The sequence below is a fragment of the Streptomyces sp. NPDC047081 genome (assembly GCF_040643775.1).
GTDB lineage: Bacteria > Actinomycetota > Actinomycetes > Streptomycetales > Streptomycetaceae > Streptomyces.
In genome coordinates, this window is record NZ_JBEYUY010000006.1 from 264,520 (window position 1) to 282,656 (window position 18,137).

General features: G+C 71.2%; 13 protein-coding genes. 9 read left to right on the forward strand and 4 right to left on the reverse strand.

The window, feature by feature from the left end:
- The first annotated feature begins 187 nt into the window (after window positions 1–187).
- The 8 genes from fahA (at window position 188) to ABZ848_RS14215 (ending at window position 10,024) form a co-directional block, all read left to right on the forward strand.
- Entirely contained in the window at window positions 188–1,399 is a 1,212-nt protein-coding gene (gene fahA / locus ABZ848_RS14180; RefSeq protein WP_360830480.1) for a fumarylacetoacetase, read from the forward strand.
- Window positions 1,400–1,602: 203 nt separating this feature from the next.
- On the forward strand, window positions 1,603–2,544 hold the full coding sequence (locus ABZ848_RS14185; RefSeq protein ID WP_360830483.1) for a M56 family metallopeptidase: 942 nt from the start codon (window positions 1,603–1,605) through the stop codon (window positions 2,542–2,544).
- A gap of 143 nt (window positions 2,545–2,687) precedes the next feature.
- Window positions 2,688–3,476 carry a GntR family transcriptional regulator gene (locus ABZ848_RS14190; RefSeq protein WP_360830486.1) on the forward strand — a complete coding sequence of 263 codons (789 nt, stop codon included), beginning with the start codon at window positions 2,688–2,690 and terminating at the stop codon, window positions 3,474–3,476.
- Window positions 3,477–3,511: 35 nt separating this feature from the next.
- The gene (locus tag ABZ848_RS14195; RefSeq protein ID WP_030180763.1) at window positions 3,512–3,739 is read left to right on the forward strand and encodes a ferredoxin family protein; all 228 of its coding nucleotides are present in this window, start codon (window positions 3,512–3,514) and stop codon (window positions 3,737–3,739) included.
- A 16-nt stretch (window positions 3,740–3,755) separates the two neighbouring features.
- Entirely contained in the window at window positions 3,756–5,153 is a 1,398-nt protein-coding gene (locus tag ABZ848_RS14200; RefSeq protein ID WP_360830490.1) for an ABC transporter substrate-binding protein, read from the forward strand.
- Window positions 5,154–5,164: 11 nt separating this feature from the next.
- Window positions 5,165–6,070 (forward strand): ABC transporter permease, encoded by a 906-nt coding sequence (locus ABZ848_RS14205; protein WP_360830947.1) that lies wholly within the window; start codon window positions 5,165–5,167, stop codon window positions 6,068–6,070.
- Entirely contained in the window at window positions 6,054–6,890 is an 837-nt protein-coding gene (locus ABZ848_RS14210) for an ABC transporter ATP-binding protein (RefSeq protein WP_360830493.1), read from the forward strand. Before ABZ848_RS14205 ends, ABZ848_RS14210 begins: the two co-directional genes overlap by 17 nt.
- Window positions 6,891–6,919: 29 nt before the next feature.
- Window positions 6,920–10,024 (forward strand): fumarate reductase/succinate dehydrogenase flavoprotein subunit, encoded by a 3,105-nt coding sequence (locus ABZ848_RS14215; RefSeq protein ID WP_360830496.1) that lies wholly within the window; start codon window positions 6,920–6,922, stop codon window positions 10,022–10,024.
- An 85-nt stretch (window positions 10,025–10,109) separates the two neighbouring features.
- Here the strand turns inward: ABZ848_RS14215 and recQ are convergent, their stop codons facing one another.
- Window positions 10,110–12,110, reverse strand: coding sequence for a DNA helicase RecQ (gene recQ / locus ABZ848_RS14220; RefSeq protein WP_360830499.1), 2,001 nt, complete (start codon window positions 12,108–12,110; stop codon window positions 10,110–10,112).
- Between the two features lie 281 nt (window positions 12,111–12,391).
- Here recQ and ABZ848_RS14225 point away from each other — a divergent pair, with 281 nt between their 5' ends.
- Window positions 12,392–12,940 (forward strand): hypothetical protein, encoded by a 549-nt coding sequence (locus ABZ848_RS14225; protein WP_360830501.1) that lies wholly within the window; start codon window positions 12,392–12,394, stop codon window positions 12,938–12,940.
- Between the two features lie 62 nt (window positions 12,941–13,002).
- Here the strand turns inward: ABZ848_RS14225 and nuoN are convergent, their stop codons facing one another.
- Genes nuoN through nuoL form a run of 3 tightly spaced genes read right to left on the reverse strand, consistent with a single transcriptional unit; the run spans window position 13,003 to window position 18,130 of the window.
- Window positions 13,003–14,661 carry an NADH-quinone oxidoreductase subunit NuoN gene (gene nuoN, locus ABZ848_RS14230; RefSeq protein ID WP_360830504.1) on the reverse strand — a complete coding sequence of 553 codons (1,659 nt, stop codon included), beginning with the start codon at window positions 14,659–14,661 and terminating at the stop codon, window positions 13,003–13,005.
- The gene (locus ABZ848_RS14235; RefSeq protein ID WP_360830507.1) at window positions 14,658–16,229 is read right to left on the reverse strand and encodes an NADH-quinone oxidoreductase subunit M; all 1,572 of its coding nucleotides are present in this window, start codon (window positions 16,227–16,229) and stop codon (window positions 14,658–14,660) included. Before ABZ848_RS14235 ends, nuoN begins: the two co-directional genes overlap by 4 nt.
- 5 nt (window positions 16,230–16,234) lie before the next feature.
- Complete coding sequence (gene nuoL / locus ABZ848_RS14240) at window positions 16,235–18,130, reverse strand: NADH-quinone oxidoreductase subunit L (RefSeq protein WP_360830510.1); 1,896 nt, start codon at window positions 18,128–18,130, stop codon at window positions 16,235–16,237.
- Between the last annotated feature and the right edge of the window lie 7 nt (window positions 18,131–18,137).

Here is an 18,137-nt window from a genome sequence, read left to right on the forward strand (position 1 = left end):
CCACGCGTCCCCCCTACGGACCGGACCCACCCCGTCCGTGTCCCCCAAAGGACGCTAAGCCGGAATTGCCTAGTCCGACAAGCCCATTTCGGACATTGCAAACTCTTTAGACACTGCCCAGGACCGGCGGCTCGGCCGTAACGTGTGGCACGACCAGCAGGAACACACGAGAGTGAGGCAGCACCCCATGCCCCCCTTCGACGTTTCCGAGGGCGATCCCTTCGGTCCGCACAACCTTCCCTACGGCGTCTTCTCGCGCGCGGGTTCGGCGGAGCGGACGGTCGGCGTCCGGCTCGGCGACCACGTCCTCGACGCGGGCGCGGCGGCCCTGGCGCTCGACTCGCCGTACGCCTCCCTGCTCGCGCGGCCTTCCCTGAACCCGCTGCTAGCCGCGGGCCGCACCGCCTGGTCGGACGTGCGGCGCGCGCTGACGGCGTGGGTGACGGTGCGCCAGGAGGAGATCGCCGGGTTCTTCCACCCCTTGTCGTCCGTGACCCTGCACCTCCCCTTCGAGGTCGCCGACTACGTCGACTTCTACGCCTCCGAGAACCACGCCAGGAACGTCGGCCAGATCTTCCGGCCCGACGCCGCGGACTCGCTGACGCCCAACTGGAAGCACCTGCCGATCGGTTACCACGGCCGGTCGGGGACGGTCGTGGTGTCGGGCACCGATGTCGTACGGCCGTCCGGGCAGCGCAAGGCCCCGACCGACGCGGCACCGGTCTTCGGGGCCTCGGTCCGCCTGGACATCGAGGCCGAGGTCGGCTTCGTGGTGGGCGTGCCGTCCGAGATGGGAACGGCCGTGGGGCTCGGGGAGTTCCGCGAGCACGTCTTCGGGCTCTGCCTCCTCAACGACTGGTCCGCGCGCGACGTACAGGCCTGGGAGTACGTCCCCCTCGGGCCGTTCCTCGGGAAGTCCTTCGCCACGTCGGTGTCGGCGTGGATCACGCCGCTGGACGCGCTGGAGCACGCGCGCGTGGCGCCGCCGCAGCGCACGCACGCGTTGCTGCCGTACCTGGACGACGCCGGCCCCGACGCCGAGCCGGGCGGCTACGACCTGCGCATCTCGGTCGCGATCAACGGTCACGTCGTCTCCGAGCCGCCCTTCTCCACCATGTACTGGACGGCCGCCCAGCAGCTCGCCCACATGACGGTGAACGGGGCCTCGCTGCGGACCGGCGACCTGTACGGCTCGGGCACGGTGAGCGGGCCCGAGGCGGGGCAGCGGGGGTCGCTGCTGGAGCTGACCTGGAACGGGCGCGATCCGCTGGAACTTCCGGACGGCAAGCGGACGTTCTTGGAGGACGGGGACGTAGTGACGCTGTCGGCGTGGGCGCCCGGGCCGGGTGGGGCGCGGGTCGGGCTGGGGGAGGTGGTGGGGCGGATCGTGGCCGGGTGAGTCAAGCGCTGAGGGGGAAGTTGCGGGTGTGACGGTCGCTGTACGGGACGTAGTGGGGCCGCTTCGGCTCCTGACTCCTGCCCGCTTCGCCGTCATACTGGCGGCGGGCGACTCGTGCGCCGGGGCCGATCCGCCGGACGGGCCCTGGGGGCGGTCGCCCCGCCCTCGCCCCTCTCCTCCGATCAGGATCCGGAGCCCGTGGCATGACCGTCTGTCTGCTCCTGCTGAGCGTCGTCGCGCTGACGGCCGCAGTGCCGGTTCCGCGTGCCCTGGTGCGGGCGGCCTGGCCCGAGCGGGAGCCCGTGGTCGCGCTGTGGGTGTGGCAGTGCCTGGTCGCCACAGTGCTGATGTGCTGTCTGACGGCGCTCGTGCTGGGTGCGACCGCGGTCTTCCACACCGTCCGCGACCATGTGTTCGCGCCGGCGCCCCCGGCCGTCACCGCGGCGTACGACCTGTCCGTCGCGCCGGTCTGGGCGGCGGCCCTCACCCTGCTGCTGGCCTGCGGTGCCGCCTGGACGACCGCGATGCTGGCCCGTGAGCTGGTCGAGGCGCGGCGGCGGCGCGGGGTGGCCCGGGCGCATCTGCGCGAGCGGGCTCCGGAGCTGCCCGGCGGTCTTGAGGAGGCGGCGCGCGGGCCGCTGCTGGTGCTGGAGGACGAGTATCCGGACGCCTGGTGGATGCCGGGGCATCCGCCGCAGCTGGTCGTCACGACCGGGGCGCTGCACCGGCTGACCGACCACCAGCTGGACGCCGTACTCACGCATGAGCGGGATCACGCGCGGGCGCACCACGACTGGCTGCTGCATCTGTCGAGCGCGCTGGCCACGGGGTTTCCCCGGGTGCCGTTGTTCGCGCACTTCCGCGATCAGACGCACCGCCTTGTGGAGCTGGCCGCGGACGACACGGCGTCGCGGCGGTGCGGGCATCTGACCACCGCGCTGGCGCTGATCGAGCTGAACCAGCACCGGGGCGTGCTGTCCTGCGCCTCCAGTCACCGACTGCTCGGCGAACGCGTCGACCGCCTGCTGCAGCCGCAGCCGCGGCTCGGCCGGCGGAGCAGGGCGCTGACGACGACGGTGGCGGCGCTGGTGCCGTTGCTGCCCCTGCTGATCACGTTCGCGCCGGGGCTGACGGCCCTGTCGTAGCAGCCGTCGCCGCTTCCTCGGCGGTGGCAGATCTTCCCGTCCGGACACGGAAACCGCAGGTCAACGCCCCAATCGGCGGAGCCCGTGGTGGCGCAACACCGCCGCAACACTTCATTCCCCACCGGCTCGCTATGGTTCAAAACATGCCACCCAGCGACCGCATCCGAGACCATGCCGGACAGGGCGCGACCACCGTCGCCGCCCACCGTGCGCGGCGTCGGCTGCGGGCCGACCAGGCGCGGCAGCTCGCCGATCTGCTCCGGTATCAGGTCCTGGCCGGCGGTTTCCCGGACGGCGCGCTCCCCCACGAGACCACGCTCGCCACGGACTACCGCGCCAGCCGCAACACCGTCCGCCAGGCGCTCGACCTGCTCAGGGCCGAGGGGCTCGTGGACCGGCTGCCGGGGGTCGGGACCGTGGTCGTCGCCCGGAAGTACCCGCACGGGCTCGACCGGCTGATGGGCCTCGCGGAAACCCTCCGCGAGCACGGCACGGTCACCAACGAGGTCCGCACCATGGGCCCCGCCCCCGCGCCCGCCCCGGTCGCCGAACGCCTCCGCGTCCCCGCCGGCACCGACGTCCTCTACATCGAACGCCTGCGCCGCCTGAACGGCCTCCCCCTCTCCCTCGACCTCACCTACATCCCGCTCGACATCGGCACCGCCCTGCTCGGCGCCGACCTGGAGAACACCGACGTCTTCCGCCTCCTGGAGTCCATCACCGGACAGCGGCTCGGCCACGCCGAGATCACCCTGGAGGCGGTCAACGCGGACGCCCACTCCGCCGCCGTACTCGAAGCCCCGCGCGGCGCGGCCGTACTGATGCTGGAACGGCTCACGCACCTCGCCGACGGCCGCCCGGTCGACCTGGAGTTCATCCGCTTCCGCGGCGACCGCATCACCATGAGCGGCCTGCTGCACCGGTCGTTGTAAGACACCCCCGCTCGCGCACATTCCTGGAGACAGCCATGCCCTTGGCGCCCCAGCGGGCCGACGTGCCCGTGACCATCGACGAGTCGAAGTGCATCGACGGCTGCACGCTCTGCGTGGACATGTGCCCGCTGGACTCCCTGGCCATCGACGACAGCACCGGCAAGGCCTACATGCACGTCGACGAGTGCTGGTACTGCGGCCCGTGCGCGGCCCGCTGTCCCACCGGAGCCGTCACGGTCAACATGCCCTATCTGCTCCGGTGAGAGGCCTCGAACTCCCATGAAACGCACGGCACTCGCGGCCTCCGCCGCCCTCCTCCTGCTTCCGCTGACGGGTTGCGGCGGCAGCGCCGCGGCCGGTGACGGCAAGAACGTCACCATCACCGTCGGCTACCAGTCCAAGACCATCAACACGGTCACCGCCGGCACCCTGCTGCGCTCCCTCGGCTACTTCGAGAAGGAGCTGAACGCCCTGCACGACGGCCACACCTACAAGGTCGACTGGCAGGACTACGCCACCGGCGCCCCGATCACCGCGCAGATGACCGCCGGGAAGATCGACATCGGCTCGATGGGCGACTTCCCGCTCCTCATCAACGCGGCCCGCGGCAAGCAGCTCGGCAAGCCGACCCACCTGGTCTCGGTCACCGGCTACAACCTCCGCGGCGGCCTCAACACGATCGTCACCTCCCCCGACTCGAAACTGACCTCCCTCGCCGACCTCAAGGGCAAGAAGGTCTCCACCAGCGTCGGTTCGGCCGCCGACGGTACGCTCGTACGAGCCCTGCAGCGGGCCGGCATCGACCCCGAGAAGGGCATCGAGAAGCTCAACCAGCAGCCTGCCGTGGGTGCTTCGGCCCTGTCGGCGGGCAGCGCGGACGCACTCTCGCAGTTCGTCGCCTGGCCCGGGCTGCTCGCCTTCCAGGGCAAGGCGAAGGCCCTGTACGACGGTGCCGAACTGAACCTCCCCACCTTCCACGGCGTCACCGCCCGCGAGGACTTCGCCAAGCAGCGGCCCGCGGTCCTGGAGGCCTTCCTCAAGGCCCAGTCGGAGGCCACGGACTACCTCAACGCCCACCCGGTCGCCGCCGCCGAGTCGGTCGCCGAGGCCACCGGTCTGCCCGCCGAGGTCGTCTACCTCTACAACGGCGCCCACGGCATCTCCACCTTCGACCCCGCGATCAAGCCGCAGCTGGTCTCCGCGCTGAAGCAGGACGTCTCGGTCCTGAAGACCGCCAAGCTGACCGGCGACATCGACGTGGACTCGTTCGTCGACGAGCAGTACGTGAAGAAGGCCCTCGGCACGGACTACGCGCAGCGGCTCGCGGCGACCCCGCCTGCTTCGGCCTCGGCTTCGGCTTCGGCTTCGGCTTCGGCTTCGGCTTCGGCTTCGGCTTCGGCGAACGAGGTGTGGCCGAAGGGTGCGGAGAAGACGGTGACCTTCAAGTCGCCTGCCGAGCTGCTGAGTTATGTGGCCCGGCACAAGGACGGCATCCGCGCGGCCTATGTCCCCGACGCCACCACCGGCACCCTCTGGTTCGCCGACAAGGCGGTCTGGGTGGCCGACGGCGACCGCCTCCTCCCCTTCGTGGCACCGGCCACCGCGCGGGCGTACGTCGACGGGCACGGGGGCGCGCGGGTCATCACGTACGCGGAGGCACTGGGGCGGGCGTCGTGAGCCGGCGGCCCGTGGCCCGGTATGCGTTGCGAGCCGCGTCCCTGGCTGTCGCCCTCGGGCTCTGGCAGCTGCTGACCAGCCTGAACGTCGATCTGTGGCTGCGCTTCTCGCAGTTCCCCACGGTCGCCGACGTGGCCCACGCTTTCGGCGACCGGCTGTCCGGGCCCGACTACTGGACGGACCTCACCGACAGCCTTACCCGCATCCTCACCGGCTTCCTCCTCGCCGCGGTCCTGGGCGTGGCGACGGGCGTGCTCGTGGCGCGCTCGCGGCTGGCCGAGGACGTACTCGGGCCGCTGCTCGAAGTCGTCCGCCCGATCCCGGCGATCGCCCTCGTGCCGGTCGCGATCCTCCTCTTCCCCTCCAACGAACAGGGCATCGTCTTCATCACCTGCACCGCCGCCTTCTTCCCGGTCCTGGTCTCCACCCGGCACTCGGTGCGCGCACTGACGCCGGTGTGGGAGGAGGCGGTGCGCACCATGGGCGGCGGCCGGTGGCGCGTCCTGGGCTCGGTCGTCCTGCCGGGCGCGCTGCCCGGCATCTTCGGGGGCCTGTCGGTCGGCATCGGCGTCTCGTGGATCTGTGTGATCTCCGCCGAGATGATCTCCGGCCAGTACGGCGTCGGCTACCGCACCTGGCAGGACTACACGGTCGTCAACTACGCGGGCGTCTTCGTCGGCATGGTCACGATCGGCGTGCTCGGCTGGCTCACCTCCACGGCCGTGGAGCTGCTGGGCAGGTGGCTGACGCGTTGGTTGCCGCGTACGTCGTACGTGCCGGGTGGGCGAGTGCCGCGGGCGGCTGCTGTGACGGGGACTGGGAGGCGGGCTCGGGCTGACGTCCCCGGCGGAGCCGGTACCGCCCTCATATCGAAGGACACCGAGGCCGGGGAGGCCCGCGATGAGCACCTCGTCTGAGACGGCCCGGGCGACGGGCGGAGCGTCGGAGACGTCCGCGACCGGTACGGGAACTCCGGTGACCGGCGCCGGAGTCATCGCCCCAGCCCGCGGCACCCGCCTGGCCCTCCGCGCCGCCACGCTCGGTCGCCCGCACGCCCCCGTCGTCACCGGCGTCGACCTGGACGTCGCGCCCGGCGAGATCCTCACCGTCGTCGGCTCCTCCGGGTGCGGGAAGTCGACGCTCCTGCGCACCCTGGCCGGACTGCTCCCCCTGCTCGCGGGCGAGGTCAGCCAGGACGGCCGCCCGCTGACCGGCCCGGCCGCCGACCGCGCCCTGGTCTTCCAGGAGGACGCGCTGCTCCCCTGGCGCACCCTGCGCGCCAACGTCGAACTCCCCCTCGCCATCAAGGGGTTGCCGCGTACGGAACGCCGGGCCCAGGCCGACACCTGGCTCGGCCGGGTCGGACTCGCCGACCACGCCCGGCAGTTGCCGCACCGCGTCTCCGGCGGGCAGCGCCAGCGCGCCCAGCTGGCCCGTGCGCTCGCGGCGGCGCCCCGCGCCGTCCTGATGGACGAACCCTTCGGCGCCCTCGACGCCCAGACCCGCGCCGGCATGCAGGACCTCCTGGTCGAGGTGCTCGGCGGCACGGGCGCGACCGTCGTCTTCGTCACCCACGACGTGGACGAGGCCCTCTTCCTCGGCGACCGCGTGGCCCTGCTCGGCAACGGCCGGCTGACCGCCGTACGAGAAGTGCCGCGGCCACGCGACCGTACGGCGCACGACGACCCCGCGCGCGTGGCGCTGCGGCGTGACGTCCTCTCCTCGCTCGGTACCTGACCGGCGCCCCGGAACCGAAAGGCACCTCGGTGACCACCCCCGTGAACAACCCCTTGCAGATCCCCGCGCTCACCGATGCCGAGGAGATCCGCTGCGACGTCCTCGTCGTCGGTGGCGGCACCGCCGGCACCATGGCCGCGCTGACCGCCGCCGAGCACGGCGCGAGCGTGCTGCTGTTGGAGAAGGCGCACGTCCGCCACTCCGGCGCGCTCGCCATGGGCATGGACGGCGTCAACAACGCGGTCATCCCCGGCCGCGCCGAGCCCGACGACTACGTCGCCGAGATCACCCGCGCCAACGACGGCATCGTCGACCAGTCCACCGTCCGCCAGACCGCCACGCGCGGTTTCGGCATGGTGCAGCGACTGGAGTCGTACGGCGTGAAGTTCGAGAAGGACGAGCACGGCGAGTACGCGGTCCGGCAGGTCCACCGCTCCGGCTCCTACGTGCTGCCGATGCCCGAGGGCAAGGACGTCAAGAAGGTCCTGTACCGGCAGCTGCGGCGGCGCGAGATGAGGGAGAGGATCCGCATCGAGAACCGGGTGATGCCGGTGCGGGTGCTGACCGCGGAGGGGCGGGCCGTGGGGGCGGTCGGCTTCAACACGCGCACGGGCGCGTTCGTGACGGTGCGCGCGGGCGCGGTGATCCTGGCGACGGGCGCGTGCGGCCGACTCGGACTGCCGGCCTCCGGATACCTCTACGGCACCTACGAGAACCCCACCAACGCCGGTGACGGTTACGCCATGGCCTACCACGCGGGCGCCGAGCTCACCGGCATCGAGTGCTTCCAGATCAACCCGCTGATCAAGGACTACAACGGCCCCGCCTGCGCCTACGTCGCCAACCCCTTCGGCGGCTACCAGGTCAACCGGCACGGCGAACGCTTCGTCGACTCCGACTACTGGTCCGGCCAGATGATGGCCGAGTTCGCGGCGGAGGTGGCGAGCGACCGGGGGCCGGTGTACCTGAAGCTGAGCCATCTGCCGGAGGAGTCGCTCTCGGCACTGGAGTCGATCCTGCACTCGACGGAACGCCCGACGCGCGGCACCTTCCACTCCGGCCGGGGCCACGACTACCGCACCCACGACGTCGAGATGCACATCTCCGAGATCGGCCTGTGCGGCGGCCATTCGGCCTCGGGTGTACGGGTGGACGACCACGCCCGTACGACCGTCCCCCGGCTGTACGCCGCCGGCGACCTGGCCTGCGTGCCGCACAACTACATGATCGGCGCGTTCGTCTTCGGCGACCTCGCCGGAGCGGACGCGGCCCAGTACACGCCGTACGAGGGCGAGTTGCCCGCGGATCAGCTCCGGGACGCGCACGAGCTGATCTACCGTCCGCTGCGCAATCCGGACGGTCCGCCGCAGACCCAGGTCGAGTACAAGCTGCGCCGCTTCGTGAACGACTACGTGGCGCCGCCGAAGTCGGGGGCCCGGCTGTCGCTGGCCCTGGAGGCCTTCGAGCGGATGCGCGCCGACATCGCGGAGATGGGCGCGCGGACCCCGCACGAGCTGATGCGCTGCGCCGAGGTCTCCTTCATCCGCGACTGCGCGGAGATGGCCGCGCGGGCTTCGCTGGCCCGCACGGAGTCCCGCTGGGGTCTCTACCACGACCGTCTCGACCATCCCCACCGCGACGACACCTCCTGGTTCCACCATCTCGACCTGCACAAGTCCCCCTCCGGTGCGATGGAGTTCACGGCCCGTCCCGTGGCTCCCTACCTCGTGCCCATCGACGAGTTCACGCCGGTGGGCGGTCCGTCCCGTCACATCGGCGAGGTCCACGCGGAGGACGTGGCGACGGCGGGGTCACGGGATGTGGCGCCGGTGGCGGGCGGGAGGCAGGGCCCGGCGGCCGGGGCCGGGATCGCGGAGGCCGGGCCGGGCAGTGCCGCAGAAGCGACGTCGGTGTCCGCTTCCGAGTCGGCGGACACCCGCGCCCAGCTTTCCTCCGGCCGCCTCCTCGAACTCGTCGCCCTCGCCGAGGAGGAGCCCGAACTCGACGCCCTCCTCCCCTACTTGACCGACCCCACGGCCGCCGTCCGCCGTGCGGCCGTCGCCGTCCTCACGGAGACGCTGCCGCCGGGCACGGGGCCCGCCCTCGCCGAGGCGCTTCGCGACAGCGCCGCCGAGGTGCGTGCCGCGGCCGCCGCCTCCCTCCGCGAGCTCGTCGAGACGCTCCCGCCGGAACCGGCCCTCCGCGACCGCCTCGCCGCCGCGCTGACCGAGGCCGACCCGGTGGTCCGCGCCGCCTCCCTCGACGTCCTGCGCGCCCTGCGCCCGGGTGACGCGACGCTGTTCGCCGGGGCCCTGACCGACTCGGACATCCCCGTCCGCATCGAGGCCGTCCGTGCCCTGGTGTCGGTCGACGCCGCGGTGGAACTGGCCCGCGCTGCCACGACCGACCCGTCCCGCGAGGTCCGGGTGACCATCGCGAAGGCGTTGGCGACGGTTTGGGCGGGGAGTGCGGGAGGGGAGGGGGCCGCGGAGGATGCGGGTGCCGCCGTGAGCGATGCGAGCGCTGCGGGCGATGCGAGGGATACGCGCGATGCGAGCGACGTCCAGGTGGCCGGTGCCGCCGCTCAGGCCGGCTTTGGGGGTGGTCCCCCGAGCCTTGAGCCCGACGCCGCGCCTACGGCCTCCGCGCCCCGCACCCACTCCAGCACCGCTGCCGCGGACACCGGCACCACCGCCGCGGACACTGGCACCACCGCCGCCGACTCCAGCGCCACTGTCGCGGAGGTCGGCACCGCCTCAGCCGACTCCGGCACCATCCTCACCGCCCTCACCCACCTCGCCGAAGACCCGGACCCCCTCGTCCAGGCCGCCGCCTACGCCGCGTTCGGCACCACCGGCTGCCCGGCGCCGCTCGCCGCCCGTGCCGTCGGCGCCCTGTCGGCCCAGGCCTGGCAGGTCAGGTCCGGCGCCGCGACCGCGCTGTCCGCCGCCGAGCCGGACGTGGCCGTCCCCGCCCTTGCCAAAGCCCTGGCCGACTCGAACGCGGACGTCCGCAAGGCCGCCGTCCTCGCCCTGACCCGTCACAGCCACACCGAGGACGCCCGAGCGGCCCTCGCCACGGCCACGGCGGACTCGGACGCGGACGTCAGGGCGTACGCGACACGGGCCCTGTGATGGTCGCCCCCGCCGCGGGCCGGCTCCGGAGAGGCGCCGGCCCGCGGCCTATATCCAGCATCCGACCCACGAGCCGCCCGCTCCCCTATATCCAGTCCTCCGGCTCCGGCTCCGCATCCATCTCAGGCCAGTCGTCGTCCGGGCCGTGGCCGGCCGCCCCCGCGGTCGCAGGCGCCGTCGCCCCCGGCGCCCCGCCCAGCGACGCCAACACCCCGATCACGCCCTCCCCATACGTCGCCAGCTTCTTCTCGCCCACCCCGCTGATGCCGCCGAGCTGCCGTACCGACGTCGGCCAGGCCGTCGCGATCTCGCGGAGCGTCGCGTCGTGGAAGATGACGTACGCCGGGACGCCCTGTTCCCTGGCCTGTTCGGCGCGCCAGGCTCGCAGGGCCTCGAAGGCCGGTTGCAGGGCCTCCGGCAACTCCGCCGCCGCTGCCTTCGCCTTGCGTTCGCCCCTCGTCGAGCCCGACCCCGACGCCGACCGCGAGGTCGCCGGCTTCTTCGGCTCCTTGCGCAGCGGCACCTCCCGCTCGCGCCGCAGCACCGATCCGCTGGCCTCGGTCAGCACCAGCGTGCCGTAGTCGCCCTCGACCGCGAGCAGCCCCTGCGCCAGCAACTGCCGTACGACGCCCCGCCATTCGCCCTCTTCGAGCTCCTGGCCGATGCCGAACACGGACAGCTGGTCGTGGTCGAACTGGATGACCTTCGCCGTGCGCTTGCCGAGCAGGATGTCGACGATCTGCACGGCGCCGAACTTCTGCCCCCGCTCGCGCTGCAGCCGTACCACCGTCGACAGCACCTTCTGCGCCGCGACCGTGCCGTCCCAGGTCTCCGGCGGCACCATGCACGTGTCGCAGTTGCCGCAGCCCATCGGGTCCGGGTCCTGGCCGAAGTAGGCGAGGAGCTGGCCCCGGCGGCACCGGGCGGTCTCGCACAGCGCCAGCATCGAGTCCAGGTGGGCGGCGGCCCGGCGGCGGAACGCCTCGTCGCCCTCGCCGGACTGGATCAGCTTGCGCTGCTGTATGACGTCGTTGAGGCCGTAGGCCATCCAGGCCGTGGAAGGCAGTCCGTCGCGGCCCGCGCGACCCGTCTCCTGGTAGTAGCCCTCGACCGACTTGGGCAGGTCGAGGTGGGCGACGAAGCGGACGTCCGGCTTGTCGATGCCCATCCCGAAGGCGATGGTCGCGACCACCACCAGGCCGTCCTCCCGCAGGAAGCGGGACTGGTGGGCCGCGCGGGTGCCCGCGTCCAGGCCCGCGTGGTACGGCACCGCCTCGATGCCGTTGCGCGACAGGAACTCCGCCGTCGACTCCACGGACTTGCGGGACAGGCAGTACACGATGCCCGCGTCGCCCGCGTGCTCGTCCCGCAGGAAGGCCAGCAGCTGCTTCTTCGGGTCGGCCTTCGGCACGATCCGGTACTGGATGTTGGGCCGGTCGAAGCTCGCCACGAAGTGCCGGGCCGTCGGCATGTGCAGCCGCTGGGTGATCTCCTGGTGGGTCGCGTGCGTGGCCGTCGCGGTGAGCGCGATCCGCGGGACGTCCGGCCAGCGTTCGCCCAGGAGGGAGAGGGCCAGGTAGTCCGGGCGGAAGTCGTGGCCCCACTGGGAGACGCAGTGCGCCTCGTCGATCGCGAAGAGGGCGATCTTGCCGCGGGAGAGGAGGTCCAGGGTGGAGTCCAGGCGCAGCCGCTCGGGCGCCAGGTACAGCAGGTCCAGCTCGCCCGCCAGGAACTCGGCCTCGACCACCCTGCGCTCGTCGAAGTCCTGCGTGGAGTTCATGAACCCGGCGCGCACACCGAGTGCCCGCAGCGCGTCCACCTGGTCCTGCATCAGCGCGATGAGCGGGGAGACCACGATGCCCGTACCGGGTCTGACCAGGGACGGGATCTGGTAGCACAGCGACTTGCCGCCGCCGGTCGGCATGAGGACCACGGCGTCGCCGCCGGCCACCACATGCTCGATGACCTCTGCCTGCTCGCCGCGGAAGCTGTCGTACCCGAAGACGCGGTGGAGCGTGGCCAGTGCCTCGCTCTCGCCGTGCGCCGCAGGCCTTTCCGCCTCGGTTGTCACAACCGTCCCGCCCATCCCGTGCATCGCTCGTCCCCCGTACGTCGTCCCTCGACCACTGCCTCCACGATAGGGGCCGAGACTGACACCGCCGGAGTTATCCACAGGCTCCGTCGAGCGCGGGGCGGGTCATGCCGCCGGCGATCCGGTGACGCTCGGTGTTCAGCCCAATGGCCCGCGTCACGTGGCGTGGCCCCGGCGGCCGGGACATGCTGCTCGGGCGGGACGGGGGAGGCCCGCTCTTCCCCATGGACGGCGTGCCAGGCGTGTGCGCCTCCCCCGCACCAAGGAGTTCGACCATGGCCCCTCGGCCCCTCAAGGCCGCCGTCACCCTGGCGATGGCCGCGGCCTTCTCACTGGCCGCCCTGCCCGCGCACGCGGCGCCCGACCCCGACCCGTCCGTCTGGAACGACCTGTCGAAGACGTACGACGCCACGGCGAAGTACGGATACGAGGCGTTCGCGCCGAAGGGTGGATTCGCCCGCACCGACGTCTGTGTCGCCGACCCGAAGCAGGGTGGCATGGGCTACCACTACGTCAACTCGGCGAATATCAATTCACTCGATCCTGCGAAACCGGCGGCTCTGCTGTACGCGGACGCGTTCAAGGACGAGTACGCGGACGTGGACGAGTTCAGCGAGGGGCGCAAGCTCGTCGCAGTGGAGTGGATCGTGAAGTCCACCGGCCAGGCGGCACCGACCCTCTTCGGCCAGAAGTTCCAGGGGCCGGACTTCTACCCGGAGCCGCTGAACGGCAACTACTTCACGCTCCACGCCTGGATCTACAAGCCCAACGAGAGCGGGCTGTTCGCGCCGTGGAACCCCGAGGTGGCGTGCCCGAAGGCCTGACCTCGCGCACGCGAAGGGCCCCGGCTCCCCTGACGGGAGAACCGGGGCCCACGTAACGCGGGTCAGCGCACGAAGACACCCGCCTGGCTGGCCAGGTCCAGGAAGTACTGCGGCGCCACACCGAGCACCAGCGTGACCACGACACCGAGACCGATCGCCGTCATCGTCAGCGGCGACGGCACGGCGACCGTCGGGCCCTCCGGCCGCGGCTCGCTGAAGAACATCAGCACGATCACGCGGATGTAGAAGAAGGCCGCGACCGCGGACGAGATCACACCGACCACGACCAGCGGGGCCGCCCCGCCCTCCGCCGCCGCCTTGAACACCGCGAACTTCCCGGCGAAGCCCGAGGTCAGCGGGATGCCGGCGAAGGCCAGCAGGAACACCGCGAACACGGCGGCCACGAGGGGTGAACGGCGGCCCAGACCGGCCCACTTGGACAGGTGCGTCGCCTCGCCGCCCGCGTCGCGCACCAGCGTGACCACGGCGAAGGCGCCGATCGTCACGAAGGAGTAGGCGCCCAGGTAGAAGAGGACGGACGAGACGCCGTCCTTCGACGTGGCGATGACACCCGCCAGGATGAATCCCGCGTGCGCGATCGACGAGTACGCCAGCAACCGCTTGATGTCGGTCTGCGTGATCGCGACGATCGCACCGCCCAGCATGGTGACGATCGCGACGGCCCACATGACCGGCCGCCAGTCCCAGCGCAGGCCCGGCAGGACGACGTACAGCAGACGGAGCAGTGCGCCGAACGCGGCCACCTTCGTCGCCGCCGCCATGAAGCCGGTCACCGGGGTCGGTGCGCCCTGGTAGACGTCCGGCGTCCACATGTGGAACGGGACGGCGCCGACCTTGAACAGCAGCCCCATGACGATCATCGCACCGCCGACCAGCAGCAGCGCGTCGTTGCCCATGGTGTCGGCGAGGGCCGGGTCGACGTTGGTGACGGTGCCGTCGACGACCTGCGCGATCCGCGCGTACGACACCGAGCCCGCGTACCCGTAGAGCAGCGCGATGCCGAACAGCGTGAACGCGGAGGCGAAGGCGCCGAGCAGGAAGTACTTGACCGCGGCCTCCTGCGACATGAGCCGCTTGCGGCGGGCCAGGGCGCACAGGAGGTAGAGGGGCAGCGAGAAGACTTCCAGGGCCACGAAGAGCGTCAGCAGGTCGTTGGCCGAGGGGAACACCAGCATGCCCGCGATCGCGAAGAGCAGCAGCGGGAAGACCTCGGTGGTGGTGAAGCCGGCCTTCACGGCCGCCTTCTCGCTGTCGCTGCCCGGCACGGACGCGGCCTGCGCGGCGAACGAGTCGACGCGGTTGCCGTGCGCCTCCGGGTCCAGCCGCCGCTCGGCGAAGGTGAACAGGCCGACCAGACCGGCCAGCAGGATCGTGCCCTGCAGGAACAGGGACGGTCCGTCGACCGCGATCGCGCCCATCGCCGCGATGTGCGCCTTGGTGGTGCCGTATCCGCCGGCCGCGAGCGCCACGACCGCCGCGAAGGCGGCGCAGAGCGCGACGGCGGACATGAACACCTGGGCGTAGTAACGGGACCTGCGCGGCACGAACGCCTCGATCAGCACCCCGACGATCGCCGCGCCCACGACGATCAAGGTGGGCGACAATTGCCCGTATTCGATCTTCGGCGCGGGGATCTTCGAGATCGAATCGGTCCCGGCCGCCGCCGTTGTCCACAGGCTGTGGACGGCTGTTGCGCTCACTTGGCCGCCTCCACCGAGGGCTTGGGGTCCTTCTTGTGTACGTCGGACAGGGTCGACTTCACGGCCGGGTTGACGATGTCCGTCACCGGCTTCGGGTAGACGCCCAGGAAGATCAGCAGGACGATCAGCGGCGCCACGACCACGAGCTCACGCGCGCGCAGGTCGGGCATCGCGGAGACCTCCTGCTTCACCGGGCCCGTCATCGTCCGCTGGTAGAGGACGAGGGTGTAGAGCGCGGCGAGCACGATGCCGAAGGTCGCGATGATCCCGACCGCCGGGTAGCGCGTGAACGTGCCGACCAGGACCAGGAACTCGCTGACGAACGGCGCGAGGCCGGGCAGCGACAGGGTGGCCAGACCGCCGATCAGGAAGGTGCCGGCGAGCACCGGGGCGGCCTTCTGGACACCGCCGTAATCCGCGATGAGGCGGGAGCCGCGGCGGGAGATCAGGAAGCCGGCGACCAGCATCAGGGCGGCCGTCGAGATGCCGTGGTTGACCATGTAGAGCGTCGCGCCGGACTGGCCCTGGCTGGTCATCGCGAAGATGCCCAGGATGATGAAGCCGAAGTGCGAGATCGACGCGTACGCCACCAGCCGCTTGATGTCCCGCTGGCCGACCGCGAGCAGCGCCCCGTAGATGATGCTGATGAGCGCCAGTACGAGGATCGCGGGCGTCGCCCACTTGCTCGCCTCCGGGAAGAGCTGGAGGCAGAAGCGGAGCATCGCGAAGGTGCCCACCTTGTCGACGACCGCCGTGATGAGGACGGCGACCGGGGCGGTGGACTCCTGCATGGCGTTGGGCAGCCAGGTGTGCAGCGGCCACAGCGGCGCCTTCACCGCGAAGGCGAAGAAGAAGCCGAGGAACAGCCAGCGTTCGGTGTTGGTCGCCATGTGCAGCGAGCCGTTGGCGCGGGCCTCGGCGATCTCCTGGAGGCTGAAGTTCCCCGCGACCACGTAGAGGCCGATCACCGCGGCCAGCATGATGAGGCCGCCGACGAGGTTGTAGAGGAGGAACTTCACGGCCGCGTACGACCGTTGCGTCGACGCCGCCTCCTCACCGTGCTCGTGAGCACGGTCCCCGAAGCCGCCGATGAGGAAGTACATCGGGATGAGCATGGCTTCGAAGAAGATGTAGAAGAGGAAGACGTCGGTGGCCTCGAAGGAGATGATCACCATCGCCTCGACGCCGAGGATCAGGGCGAAGAAGCCCTGTGTCGGCCGCCACCGCCTGCTTCCGGTCTCCAGCGGGTCGGCGTCGTGCCAGCCCGCGAGGATGATGAACGGCATCAGCAGGGCGGTCAGCGCGATCAGCGCCACCGCGATGCCGTCCACGCCGAGCTCGTACCTGACTCCGAAGTCGGCGATCCAGGGGTGGGATTCTGTGAGCTGGTAGCGGCCGCCGTCCGGGTCGAAGCGGACCAGGACGGTGATCGCGAGGGCGAGGGTGGCGAGCGAGACGACCAGCGCCAGCCACTTGGCGGCGGTGCGCCGCGCGGCCGGTACGGCGGCCGTGGCCACCGCCCCGAGGGCCGGGACCACCGCCGTCGCTGTCAGCAGAGGAAAGGACATCGGTATCAGACCGCCCTCATCAGCAGGGTCGCGGCGATGAGGATCGCCGCACCGCCGAACATCGAGACCGCGTACGACCGCGCGAAGCCGTTCTGCAGCTTGCGCATCCGCCCGGACAGGCCGCCGACCGAGGCCGCCGTGCCGTTGACGACACCGTCGACCAGGGTGTGGTCGACGTACACCAGGGAGCGTGTGAGGTGCTCGCCGCCGCGGACCAGGACGACGTGGTTGAAGTCGTCCTGCAGCAGGTCGCGCCGGGCGGCCCGGGTGAGCAGCGAGCCGCGCGGGGCCACGGCCGGGACCGGGCGGCGGCCGTACATGGCGTACGCGATGCCGACGCCGATCAGCAGGCAGACCATCGTCCCGCCGGTGACCGCCGCCGCGCTGAGCGGGGAGTCGCCCTCGCTGTGGCCGGTGACCGGCTCCAGCCAGTGCAGGAAGCGGTCGCCGATGCTGAAGAACGCGCCGCCGAAGACCGAGCCGACGGCCAGCACGATCATGGGGATCGTCATGACCTTCGGGGACTCGTGCGGGTGCGGCTCATGGCCTTCCGCGTCCGGTTGCCAGCGCTTCTCGCCGAAGAACGTCATCAGCATCACGCGCGTCATGTAGAACGCGGTGATCGCCGCGCCCAGCAACGCGCACGTACCCAGGATCCAGCCCTCGGTGCCGCCCTTCGCGAAGGCCGCCTCGATGATCTTGTCCTTGGAGAAGAAGCCGGACAGACCCGGGAAGCCGATGATCGCGAGGTAGCCGAGGCCGAAGGTGATGAAGGTGACCGGCATGTACTTGCGCAGGCCGCCGTACTTCCTCATGTCGACCTCGTCGTTCATGCCGTGCATGACCGAGCCGGCGCCGAGGAAGAGCCCGGCCTTGAAGAAGCCGTGCGTCACCAGGTGCATGATCGCGAAGACGTAGCCGATGGGGCCGAGGCCCGCGGCCAGCACCATGTAGCCGATCTGCGACATGGTCGAGCCGGCCAGGGCCTTCTTGATGTCGTCCTTCGCGCAACCGACGATCGCACCGAACAGGAGCGTGACGGCACCGACGACGGTGACCGCCAGCTGTGCGTCCGGCGCGGCGTTGAAGATGGCCCCGGAGCGGACGATCAGGTAGACGCCCGCGGTGACCATCGTCGCGGCGTGGATGAGGGCCGAGACCGGGGTCGGGCCCTCCATCGCGTCCCCGAGCCAGGACTGGAGCGGCACCTGGGCGGACTTGCCGCAGGCGGCGAGCAGGAGCATCAGGCCGATGGCGGTGAGCTTGCCCTCGGACGTGTCGCCGGTGTGGCTGAAGACCGGTCCGAAGGCGAAGGTGCCGAACGTCGTGAACATCAGCATGATCGCGATGGACAGGCCCATGTCGCCGACGCGGTTGACCAGGAAGGCCTTCTTGGCCGCGGTCGCCGCGCTGGGCTTGTGCTGCCAGAAGCCGATCAGGAGGTAGGACGCGAGGCCCACGCCTTCCCAGCCGACGTACAGCAGCAGGTAGTTGTCGGCGAGGACCAGCAGGAGCATCGCCGCGAGGAACAGGTTCAGGTAGCCGAAGAAACGGCGGCGGCGCTCGTCGTGCTCCATGTACCCGACCGAGTACAGGTGGATCAGCGAGCCGACGCCGGTGATCAGCAGGACGAAGGTCACCGACAGCTGGTCGAGGCGGAAGGCGACGTCCGCCTGGAAGCCCTCGACCGGGACCCAGCTGAACAGGTGCTGCATCAGGGTCCGGTGTTCGGCGTCCTTGCCGAGCAGGTCGGCGAAGAGGATCACACCGAACACGAAGGACGCGGACGACATCAGGACGCCGATCCAGTGGCCGACGGCGTCGAGCCGCCGGCCGCCGCACAGCAGCACGGCCGCTCCGAGCAGTGGCGCCGCCACCAGCAGCGCAATCAGGTTCTCCACGATTCAG